This is a genomic window from Streptomyces sp. NPDC054847 (genome assembly GCF_053610925.1).
This window is the reverse complement of sequence record NZ_JBSGZJ010000247.1, coordinates 1-10,509: the sequence shown is the minus strand read 5'-3', so window position 1 is coordinate 10,509 and position 10,509 is coordinate 1. Positions and strand designations below refer to the sequence as shown.

At 72.8% G+C, this 10,509-nt stretch carries 8 protein-coding genes; 5 read left to right on the top strand and 3 right to left on the bottom strand.

Annotation, left to right across the window (positions count from 1 at the left end):
* Positions 1-39: 39 nt before the first annotated feature.
* Positions 40-840, bottom strand: coding sequence for a DUF4190 domain-containing protein (locus tag ACWGH4_RS22480; RefSeq protein WP_441266989.1), 801 nt, complete (start codon positions 838-840; stop codon positions 40-42).
* 277 nt (positions 841-1,117) lie between these two features.
* On the opposite strand from ACWGH4_RS22480, the gene ACWGH4_RS22475 reads away from it, so the two are divergent.
* The 3 genes from ACWGH4_RS22475 (at position 1,118) to ACWGH4_RS22465 (ending at position 5,437) form a co-directional block, all read left to right on the top strand.
* Positions 1,118-3,148, top strand: coding sequence for an N-6 DNA methylase (locus ACWGH4_RS22475; RefSeq protein WP_453463650.1), 2,031 nt, complete (start codon positions 1,118-1,120; stop codon positions 3,146-3,148).
* Positions 3,149-3,248: 100 nt separating this feature from the next.
* Positions 3,249-3,932 carry a hypothetical protein gene (locus tag ACWGH4_RS22470; protein WP_453463647.1) on the top strand — a complete coding sequence of 228 codons (684 nt, stop codon included), beginning with the start codon at positions 3,249-3,251 and terminating at the stop codon, positions 3,930-3,932.
* On the top strand, positions 3,929-5,437 hold the full coding sequence (locus tag ACWGH4_RS22465; RefSeq protein WP_453463644.1) for a protein kinase domain-containing protein: 1,509 nt from the start codon (positions 3,929-3,931) through the stop codon (positions 5,435-5,437). The genes ACWGH4_RS22470 and ACWGH4_RS22465 overlap by 4 nt, the downstream gene beginning before the upstream one ends.
* Positions 5,438-5,474: 37 nt before the next feature.
* On the opposite strand, the gene ACWGH4_RS22460 is transcribed toward ACWGH4_RS22465, so the two are convergent.
* Together ACWGH4_RS22460 and ACWGH4_RS22455 are read right to left on the bottom strand one after the other, a co-directional pair.
* Positions 5,475-6,377, bottom strand: a complete 903-nt coding sequence (locus tag ACWGH4_RS22460) for a class I SAM-dependent methyltransferase (protein WP_453463642.1) — start codon at positions 6,375-6,377, stop codon at positions 5,475-5,477.
* 49 nt (positions 6,378-6,426) lie between these two features.
* A complete protein-coding gene (locus tag ACWGH4_RS22455; RefSeq protein WP_453463639.1) occupies positions 6,427-8,940 on the bottom strand; it encodes a YfhO family protein in 2,514 nt (837 codons plus the stop codon).
* A 124-nt stretch (positions 8,941-9,064) separates the two neighbouring features.
* On the opposite strand from ACWGH4_RS22455, the gene ACWGH4_RS22450 reads away from it, so the two are divergent.
* Both ACWGH4_RS22450 and ACWGH4_RS22445 read left to right on the top strand, forming a co-directional pair.
* Entirely contained in the window at positions 9,065-10,054 is a 990-nt protein-coding gene (locus ACWGH4_RS22450; RefSeq protein WP_441266994.1) for a glycosyltransferase, read from the top strand.
* Positions 10,051-10,470: a GtrA family protein gene (locus ACWGH4_RS22445; RefSeq protein WP_453463636.1), complete on the top strand. Its 420-nt coding sequence runs from the start codon at positions 10,051-10,053 to the stop codon at positions 10,468-10,470. Before ACWGH4_RS22450 ends, ACWGH4_RS22445 begins: the two co-directional genes overlap by 4 nt.
* Positions 10,471-10,509: the final 39 nt, after the last annotated feature.

Here is a 10,509-nt window from a genome sequence, read left to right as displayed (position 1 = left end):
GCTCCCGGCTCCTTGTGCGTGCCGCGTCTGCCGCGGGTGTCAGAGGGTCAGCTCCCACTGCGAGGCGTCGTAGTCGAAGCCCGGGGAGACCTCGACCGTCAGGTTCTTCGCGTCGGCGGGGGCGTCGAAGGCGAACGTGACCGTGGCCTTCTTGCCGGGCAGGATCGTGCCCTCGAAGCCGGTGCCCGCCTTGTCGTCGAAGATCTGCTCGGCGGTCACACCGTCCTTGCCGGCGCGGGCGTCGGCGGTGACGAGGCTCGTGTCGAACTTCTCCTTGCCGGCGTTCTCGATGGTGATCGTCACCTGGTAGGCCTTGTTGCCCTTGGTGTGGCCGATCGCGAACTCGCCGGGCGTGTACGGCTTCGGCGCGGAGACGGTGACCTGCACGTCGTCGTCGTAGACGGAGGTCTCGTCCGCGGCGAGGGACTTGCCCTCCTCCTTCGGCGCGTCACCCTCCGCCGCACCGTCGGTGCCACCGGCGGTGGTGTCCTTGGGCGCGGTGTTCTCGACGGCCTTGTTGATCTCGTCGACCGCGTCGTCCACCGCCATCACCGTGACGATTCCGATGATCACGCTGACGACGATCCCGAGCAGGCCCAGCACGGTGCCGGCGAGGGCGACGCCCTTGTTCGTGGCCTCGCCGCGCTTGGCGCGGCCCCGGCCGACGATGCCGAGGATCAGTGCGATCAGGCAGAGGATCGTGCCGATCCAGAACAGGAACGGGATGATCGCGAAGACAAGGCCGATGATTCCGAGCACCAGGGCGGCCGTACCGAGGCCGTTGCGCGCCGGGGTCGGCGCTGCGAACTGGCCAGGTTGCGGCTGGGTGTACTGCGACATGGGTCCCCCCCATTGTTTGTGGCGGGCCCGATCTTCCGTGGCCCGTTCTGCATGGGTCAATAACAGCAGAGCCTGTGAACCGAGTCAACAAGGAAGTGGTCTGTTCTTAAATCTCGCCGTGTGAAGCGCCCTGTGACAGTGAACCCGAGTACAGTGCCGACACAGCAAGCGGAACTGTGACGGGGGAGACAGCCGGGTGCCGGACAACGCAGCAGAGGTGACCGCAGCAGACGGGACGGCAGCAGAGGTGACGTCAGCCGAGGTGACCGCGGCAGAGGTGACCGCGGCCGAGATCGCCAGGCTCGCAGGCGTCGGTCGAGCCGCCGTGAGCAACTGGCGCCGCCGGCACGCCGATTTTCCCAAGCCCGTCGGAGGGACGGAGACCAGCCCCTCCTTCGCCCTCGCCGACGTCGAGCGCTGGCTGCGCGACCAGGGGAAACTGGCCGAGGTACCCCTCCGTGAACGGGTCTGGCAGCAGCTGTCCGCCCACCCCGCCGGCGCCGTCACCGCCCTGGTCCACGCCGGCTGCGCACTTCTCCTCGTCCATCACCGGCCGTCCGGCTGGCCCGCTCTCGCCGCCGTGTCCGACGCCCGCCTGGCGGAGGTGCTGCCCGGCGCGCTCGAAGAGGTGCTGACCTTCCGCTTCGGCGCCCCGCGGGCCGTAGGGACGCCGCTCCCCGAAGAGCTCGCGCCCTCCGTGCCGCTGCTGCGGGGCGCCGCCGCGCTCGCCGCGGAGACCGGTGCCCGTCAGGCCTTCGAGTTCCTGCTCGGGCGGCATCTCGACGCCAACCCCCGCCAGTACACGCTCACGCCGGCCGAACCGGCCGCGCTGATGGCAGCGTTGATCGGGCCCGCGGCGACCGTCCTCGACCCCGCCTCCGGCACCGGCACCCTCCTGCGCGCCGTCGACCGTCCCGGCGCGCTCCACGCCCAGGAGGCCGACCCCGACCTGGCCGCGCTCACCGCCCTGCGTCTCGCCCTGCACACGGACGCCGACGTACGGGCAGCGGCAGGCGACGCGCTGCGGGCGGACGCGTTCCCGGAGCTCGCCGCGGACGCCGTCCTGTGCCATCCGCCCTTCAACGAGCGCAACTGGGGCCACGACGAACTGGCCTACGACCCGAGGTGGGAGTACGGCCTGCCCGCCCGCACCGAGTCCGAACTGGCCTGGGTGCAGCACGCGCTCGCCCGGCTGCGCCCCGGCGGCACCGCCGTACTGCTGATGCCCCCGGCCGCCGCCTCCCGCCGGTCCGGGCGCCGCGTCCGCGCCGGACTACTGCGCCGCGGCGCGCTGCGGGCCGTCGTCGCCCTCCCGGCGGGGGCCGCGCCCCCCTACGGCATCCCGCTCCACCTGTGGGTGCTGCGCAGGCCCGGCCCCGCCGAACGCCCGTCACCGGAACTGCTGCTGGTCGACACCGCCACCGCGGAGCCGGCAGCGGCGGGCCGCGACCGGCTCGACTGGCAGGCCATCCGCGCCGCGGTGCTCGATGCCTGGCAGCCGTTCGAGCGGCAGGGATCCGTGACCGAGACCCCTGGCGTGAGCCGGTGCGTCCCGGTCATCGAACTGCTCGACGACGACGTGGACCTGGCCCCCGCCCGCCATCTGCCACCCCCGGCCGCCGGTGGCGGCGCCGCCGGACTGGACGCCGTACGCGAACGCCTGACACAGACTCTGCGCCGCACCGGTGAGCTCACGCCGCCACCGTCCCCGCCGGTGTCGCCGGCCGCCGCGCCCGTCCACCGGCCGGCCACCACCGTGGGCGAACTGGCGCGGGCCGGCGCGCTCGTCATGCACGCCGGAGGGACCGGCGGCGGCGCACCGGGCGAGGACGTGGCGGTCCTCACCGAGCAGGACGTCCTGTCGGGCAAGCCCCCCACGGGCACGCTTCCGGACGGACCGGACGAGGAGCCGGTGCGCCTCGAGGCGGGCGACGTCGTCGTTCCCGTGCTCGGCACCGGCACGATCGTCCGCGTCGTGGACGAGGCCACCGAGGGCGCGGCCCTCGGGCGCAACCTCCAACTGCTGCGCCCCGACCCGGAAACGCTCGACCCCTGGTTCCTCGCCGGCTTCCTGCGCGGCAGCGCCAACCAGCGCCAGGCCAGCAGTTACGCCTCCACCGCGACCCGCCTCGACGTCCGCCGCCTCCAACTGCCGCGCCTGCCGCTCGAGGAGCAGCGGCGCTACGGGGAGCGGTTCCGCACGCTCGCCGCGTTCGAGGACGCGCTCCGCCTCGCGGGCGCCCTCGGCGAGCGGCTCGTCCAGGGCATGTACGACGGATTGACGGACGGCAGCCTCCGGCCGGAGTGACGAAGAGGACGACCGTTCCGTACAACCCGTGACCCCTTGTCGGTGTCGGTGTATACGCTCGGTCCCCTACGCCTCGTCCCCAGGCATCAGGAGCACAAGAATGCACGGCCACGGCTATGCGCCGCCGCAGCCCACGCGCCCACCGACAGCGGTGCTCGTGGTCCTGCGCATCGTCTTCGTCGCGCTCGCGCTGCTGAGCGTGGGGTTCCTCGCCTGGGCGGCGATGCTCCGGCTCGCCGTGGTGCGCCGGCGCCGGTCGGACTGGGTGCTGTTCTGGCTGTCGCTGGCCCTCACCGTCATGGTCTTCGTGGTCATCGGCGAGTTCAGCACCACGGGCACCACGCCCGTCGCGGACGAGGATCCGACGGCGCTCGACTTCGTCTGCCTGGGCGTGCTGTTCGGGCTCGCCATCGGGGTGCCGACGCACTATCTGGTCGCCGAGATACGGCACTACCAGGAGCCCCGCCCCGGCTGGTCGCCCGCCGTCGCCGGCTCGCCCTACGGCCCGCCGGTCGCGGGTGCGCGTCCCGGACCCTACGGGGCGCAGCCGCCGGCCCCGGCGTACGGCTACCCGCCCGCGCCGGCGGCGCCGGCCGCTCCCGTGCGGCCGCCCACGTCCCCGTCCACGCCGCCACCGGTGTTCCCGCCCCCCGCCCCGTCCGGGGCCGCCGGACGGCCCGCGGCCCCGGCAGGAACCGGAGGAGCGGCCACGCCACGCATCGACCAGGTCCGCGCCGAGCTCGACGAGCTCAGCGACCTGCTCCGCAAGGAAGAGGGCAAGTGAACGGACGGGTCGTCGGGGGCCGTTACGAACTGTCCGCGCTCGTCGGCCAGGGCGGCATGGGCCAGGTGTGGACCGCCTACGACGGACGTCTCGACCGCCGCGTCGCCGTCAAACTGCTGCGCCCCGACCACATGGCCGCGGCGACCGCGGCCGACGAGATGCGCCGGCGCTTCGTGCGCGAGTGCCGGGTGACGGCCCAGGTGTGCCACCCCGGCCTGGTCACCGTGCACGACGCCGGCAGCGACGGCGACGACCTGTACCTCGTGATGCAGTACGTCGAGGGCGCCGACCTGGCCGACCACCTCGCGGAGCACGACCCGTATCCGTGGGAGTGGGCCGTCGGCGTCGCCGCGCAGCTGTGCGCGGTGCTCGGCGCGGTGCACGCCGTGCCGATCGTCCACCGGGACCTCAAGCCCCGCAACGTGATGGTGAAGCCCGACGGCACGCTCACCGTCCTCGACCTCGGCGTGGCCTCCGTCATCGACACGGACACCACCCGGCTCACCCACACCGGCTCGCCGATCGGCAGCCCCGCCTACATGGCCCCCGAACAGGCGATGGGCGGCGCCGTCGGCCCGTACACGGACCTGTACGCGCTGGGCGTCCTGCTGCACGAACTCCTCAGCGGCAACGTCCCCTTCGCCGGCTCCACGGCCCTCGGCGTGCTGCACCGGCACCTCCACGAGCCGCCGCTGCCGGTCCGGCAGCTGCGGCCCGAGGTCCCCGAGCCGCTGGAGTCCCTCGTGCTGCGCCTTCTCGCCAAGGACCCGCAGCACCGTCCTTCCGGCGCACAGGAGGTGTACGAGGCGCTGGCCCCCCTGCTGCCGCAACGCGGCGAGCCCCGTGGGCCGCTCGACCCGACGCGCCCCTTCCTGCGCCCGCACGCCCCCTGGCCGGACCGGGCGGGTGCCGTGCCTGCCCCCGCCGCGCCGCCGGTGGCGCCCGCGCCGAGGCCCGATGTCGCGGCCGCCGTCGACGAGGTCAAGCGTCTCCTCGGCGAGGGCGGCATCACCCAGGCCGTCGACATCCTGGGCGGCATCCTCCCGGCCGCGGCGGCCGAGCACGGCGAGCACTCACCCGTCGTCCGCATCCTGCGCAAGCAGTACGCGGCGACCCTGATGGACGACGGCCAGTACCGCCGGGCCCTGCCCGAGCTGCGCCGCCTCGCCGACGACAGGACGGCGGAGGCCGGACCGTCGGACTCCCAGACGCTGCAGTACCGCTACGACGCGGCCCACTGCCTGGAGCAGCTCGGCGAGGCGGCCCCCGCGGTGGCCGAGTACCGCGCGGTCCTGCCGTACTACGAGAGCTCGGAGCCGGACCGCGCGCTCCAGGTGCGCCACCGCATCGGCCACCTGCTGCTCGCGGTGGGCGATCACACGGCGGCGCACCAGCAGTTCCAGTCGCTGCTGTACGACGCGGAGCGCGCGTACGGCCCCTACCATCCCCTGCCGGCCGAGGTGCGGCGGGCGCTGGAGCGCCAGCAGCAGTTCCGCATGGGCTGACGGGCGGGCCGGACAGGTTTCGGCGGCCGGCGCCGGCTCAGTCCGCCCGCAGGAACGCCGAGGTGGACACCCGCCCCAGCATCCGCAGCCGGGACGTGCCGGCGGCAAGATGCTTGTCCAGTGCCTCCTGGACACCGGGCCAGGCCTTGTCGCCGTAGTCGTCGAGGACCACGATCCCGCCCGGGGCGATGATCTCCTCGACCCATTCGAGGTCGGCGGCGACACCCTCCATGGAGTGGTCGCCGTCCACGACGATCACCCCGTATTCCCGGTCGGAGACGGCCTCACGGACCTCGGGGTCGGACGAGAAGCCCTGCTGGATACGGGCCTGGAGGGCAGAACGGCTGCCGCCCAGCGCCAGGTTGGCGCGTACGACGTCCTCGCGCACCGGGGTCCCGGTCGGGTCGGCGGGCTGCGAGGTCCCCGGCTGGAGCTGTGAGCCGGCCAGCGGGTCGACGATCGTCAGGTCCGGCTCGATGCCCGCCCGGTGCACCATGCGCACCAGGGCGGAGGCGAACAGCCCGTACAGGGTGCCGATCTCGAGGATGCTGCCGTTCGGCGGGGAGAGCAGCGGAACGGTCGCGAGCTTGCCGCAGATGTTGGACGTGGAGCCCGCCAGCCGCCCCACCCCGAGCGCCTCCAGCGCGACCACCGTGCGGAAGGCGACGACGACACTGCGCCGGGCGTGCTCGCCGCGGCCGCTGACGTCCCCCACCTCGCGCACCAGCCGGTCGATCTCCGCGGCGGGCGGGATGCGGTGCGCGCCTCTGCCCGTGCCGTCGAGCAGCAAGCCCACCGCGTACTGCTGCCGCCGCATCTCGGCCACCTCCCGCCGCAAGGTGTCGAGGTCGGGCTGCACGCCACGTCTCACACGCTGGTCGAGCAGGGTGAGGGCGGGACGCAGGGCGCGCTTCGTCAGACGGTTGCGGAGAATGGGCATGCCCGGGAACGTACGCGTGAACAACCCCCGGGCCCACCAAGCTCCAGTGCTAGGCAGATGAAGTCTTGGTGTCCCCCCGGCGACGCGAACGGGAAAGCATCGGGCGGCCGGGGCCGACGACGATCAGCCCGATCAGGCCGGCCACCGCCACGAGCGTGCCCGCCCGCAGCCCCGGTGGCCGGAACGAGCACTCCACGGACGTCTGCCCGGCGGCCACGGGCGTCGCCACCAGGCCCAGGTACGAGTCCGCCGGCCGTCCCCCGCAGCTCCAGCCCGCGATCCGGGGCGCCGCGAGCACGGCCGTTCCGCCCGGACCGGCGGGGAGTTCGGCGCGGACACCGCTGCCGCCGACGTCGACGGACACCGCGCCGCTGCTCCGCAGCCGCCCGACCGCCGCGGCCAGCCGTTGCCGGTCGAGACAACCGAGCGCCTCGTGGGGCAGGGTCCCGGCCCGCGCGGCCCGCAGGGACACGGTCACCTGCCCGTCGCCGGTCCGTCCGAGACCGGCCATCGCGGCGCGCCGTCCCGGGAGTTCGCCGCGGAAGTCGACGAGTTCGCCCGCCCCGGCACGGGCCGTGCCGAACAAGTCCGGCGCCCACAGGAAGAGCTCGCTGCCCGCGGGGCAGCGGGCCGTCAGGGTGTAGCGGCCGGGCGCCAGCCGGTGGTCGAAGCGGTCCTGGTCGGGGACGGCCGCCCCCGCCTCGGTGCGCAGCCGGGTCGCGGGCACCGTGTAGACGGCCGAGCCGAGCAGCTTCTCCTGGTTGCGGTACGGGGAGCGGCCGAGGCGCGGGCCGTCCGGGAGGACCGGCCGCACGGTCACCAGCGGCGGGACCTCCTGCCGGGTCACCGTCGTGGGCCTGTCGTCGGGCCTGGTCCAGCCCTGGTGCGGGTCGCGGGGCACGTGGACGCGGGCGCCGACGGAGAAGACCGCGTCGGTGACGGGATTGTCGAGGCTGTGCATCGCACGGCCGCCCGAGGTCCAGCCGCTCCCGAGGGCGAGGAACGTGCGCGTCAGCACGGCGGGCGTGTGGCTGCTGTAGTAGGCGGCCCCCTGGCCGCCGACGGCCATCGGGTCGTTGGCGGTGGTCTGCTCGCGGCCGGGGTCCGTGCGGTAACGGGGCCAGCCGTCGGCCTCTTGGACGGCGTCCGCCTGCACCTGCTGGCGCGTTCCCCAGGGCGCGTAGTCGTCGAGGCGGTTCAGGCGCTGGCGGTCCGCGTAGGCGGTGGTCGCCGCGGCCTGGCCCGCCAGGGCGCCGATCAGCAGGACGGCGGCGAGCGGTACTGCTCGCCCGCCGCGGCGGGCGAGCAGCAGCCCGCCCACGACGGCGAGCAGCCCGGCGGCGAACAGCGGGTACGTCCACCGGGTGACCAGGGGGCTCCAGGACGCGGCGGCGGCGATCGCGAGGAGCAGGGCGCCACCGCCGAACAGGGCCCGCCGGCCGGGCCAGGCACGGGCGACGGTGGTCCACGCCGCGATGACGATCACACCGGCGAGCACGAAGGTCTGCCGGTAGGGGCTGCCGTTGGGCGTCGCGAAGGCGTGCCACAGCAGATGCGTGGGGGCCCATTGAAGCGACAGCGCCACCGCCGCCACCAGGCCCGCCCAGGCCAGCCGTTCGCGTCCGGGCACCGCGCGGTGGAAGGCCAGCGCGCAGGCCAGCAGCAGCGCGCCCGTGCCGAGGAACAGCGCAGGGGTGAAGAAGCTGTAGGTGGCGGGCAGCAGACGTGCGGACGCGTCCGCCCAGGAGGCCGCCGCGAACTCCCGCTTCCATCCGGGATAGGCGTGCCGGGTGCCGAGGAAGACGGGGACGAGCACGGGCGCCGCGAGCGCTGTGCCGAGCAGCACGGCCCGCACCGCGCGGAGCAGGGCCCGTATCCGCTCCCGGCGCTCCGGCTCCTCCAGGAGCAGCCGCAGGAGGAGGACCAGTGCGGCGCCCAGGGTCGCCATGTAGGCGGTGTAGAAGTTCGCGGTCCACGCCAGCGCGACGATCACGGGGCCCAGCACGGGCCTCCTGCGACGGCGGGCCCATTCGCCGACGAGACACAGCAGCGGGAAGGCGATCAGGCCGTCCAGCCACATCGGGTTGTACGAGGCCTCGACGACCGACCAGCCGCACAGGGCGTACGAGGCGCCGAGGACGGCGGCCGCCCATCTTCGGTCCGTGCCCCGGTGGATCGCCGTGAGCAGCCAGGTCATGGCCGCAGCGGCCGCCGCCATCTTGAGGAGGGTGACCACGTAGACGGCCAGGTCGATCTCGTCGCGAGGGAACAGCCCGACGAGCACCGAGAACGGGCTCGCCAGGTAGGTGCCGAGGTCGGGCAGGAAGCTTGTGCCGTACCCGGACTGCCAGTTGAGCAGCACTCCGCCGTCCGCGCGCCCGTGCAGCAGATCCCACAGCCGGGTGTGGAACGGGACGAACTGGTTGCCGAGGTCGTTCACGCTGCGCGTGTGCGGCCCGAAGGGAAAGCTGCGGGCGACGGCGTCACCGGCGCACACGGTGCCGGCGGTGATGAGCGCGGCGAGACCGGCAGCACGGCCGCGCGCGGAGGGCAGAGTCCACATGATGTGTCGAATATGCCAGTAGTGATCGTGAAATCACCTTGAGGGGCGACCAGTTCACCGAAAGGTCGCCTGTGCGCCATGTCGTGACCCCGTCTGCGACATTCAGGACGGATGTTGTTCTCTGGTGCTGATCTCGATAGTTGTCCCGTGCTTCAACGAAGAGGAGATCATCGGCCGCTTCCATGACCATGTGACCGCCGAACTTGACCTGCTCGGGCAGGAATTCGAGCTGGTCTACGTGGACGACGGAAGCCAGGACCGGACGCTCGATCTCCTCCAGGGGATCGCCGAGGCCGACTCCCGTACCCGTTACGTCTCCTTCAGCCGCAACTTCGGCAAGGAGGCGGCGATGCTCGCCGGCCTCCGGCACGCCGAGGGGGACGCGGTCGTCATCATGGACGCCGACCTCCAGCATCCGCCGGAGCTCGTGCGCCGCATGCTCCAGCTGTACGAGGAGGGCTTCGACCAGGTCATCGCCAAGCGCACCCGCAAGGGCGACCGGGTCTCCCGCACCGTTACGGCGCGCGCCTACTACTGGCTGATCAACCGGCTGGTCGACGTGCAACTCGTGGACGGCGTCGGCGATTTCCGGCTGCTGTCCCGGCGCACCGTCGACGCGGTGCTGGAGCTGACCGAGTACAACCGTTTCTCCAAGGGCATTTTCGCCTGGGTCGGATTCCGCACCACGACATTCGAGTACGAGAACGCGGTGCGCGAGCAGGGCCGCTCCAAATGGAGCTTCGGAAAGCTCCTCAATTACGGTCTCGACGGGCTGCTGTCCTTCAACAACAAACCGTTGCGGGCCGCGATCTATCTTGGAATGCTGCTGCTCGCCGTCGCGATGGTGTATGCCGCCTGGATCGTCGGTGTCGCCCTGGCGAACGGCGTGGACACCCCCGGATATGTCACCCTGCTCGTGGCGGTCATCGCGCTCGCCGGCGTGCAGATGCTGATGCTGGGTGTGGTCGGCGAGTACGTCGGACGCATCTACTACGAGGTGAAGCGGCGGCCGCACTTCCTGGTGAAGGCGACCAACGCCGGCCTTCCCCGACAGGAGGACGGCCGGCGGGACGGTGACGGGAACAGGCGCGCGGGGGAACTGGTAGGGAAATGACGGTACGGGGCCAGATCGTCAGGTTCGGCCTGGTCGGGCTGGTGAACACCGGGACGTACTACGGCCTGTACCTGGCCCTGCTCACCGTCCTGCCGTACGTGGCGGCCCACGTCGTCGCCTTCCTGCTGTCCATGGTCGGGTCGTTCTTCCTGACCTCGTACTTCACGTACCGCACCCGGCCGACGTGGCGGAAGTTCCTGCTGTTCCCGCTCACCAACGCGGCGAACTTCGTGGTGACGACCGGCGGGGTGTACCTCCTCGTCGACGTGCTGCACTTCGGCAGCACCTTTGCGCCGCTGCTCGCGGCGGCCGCGGCCATCCCGCTGACGTTCGTCCTGTCGCGGTTCATCATGCTCGGCCCGGACCGCTCCCCGGTCCGGCCGGACGCGGAACCGGAGCAGGTCACGGTCCGCTGACGAGCGCGGTACATGTCCGTGCCCCCGCCGATCCAGGAT

What these genes read in the sequence shown, in the direction of transcription:
- ACWGH4_RS22445 (WP_453463636.1), top strand. Translation starts at nt 10,051, where the DNA reads ATGACGGTACGGGGCCAGATCGTCAGGTTCGGCCTGGTCGGGCTGGTG.
- ACWGH4_RS22455 (WP_453463639.1), bottom strand. Translation starts at nt 8,940, where the DNA reads ATGTGGACTCTGCCCTCCGCGCGCGGCCGTGCTGCCGGTCTCGCCGCG.
- ACWGH4_RS22480 (WP_441266989.1), bottom strand. Translation starts at nt 840, where the DNA reads ATGTCGCAGTACACCCAGCCGCAACCTGGCCAGTTCGCAGCGCCGACC.
- ACWGH4_RS22460 (WP_453463642.1), bottom strand. Translation starts at nt 6,377, where the DNA reads ATGCCCATTCTCCGCAACCGTCTGACGAAGCGCGCCCTGCGTCCCGCC.
- ACWGH4_RS22470 (WP_453463647.1), top strand. Translation starts at nt 3,249, where the DNA reads ATGCACGGCCACGGCTATGCGCCGCCGCAGCCCACGCGCCCACCGACA.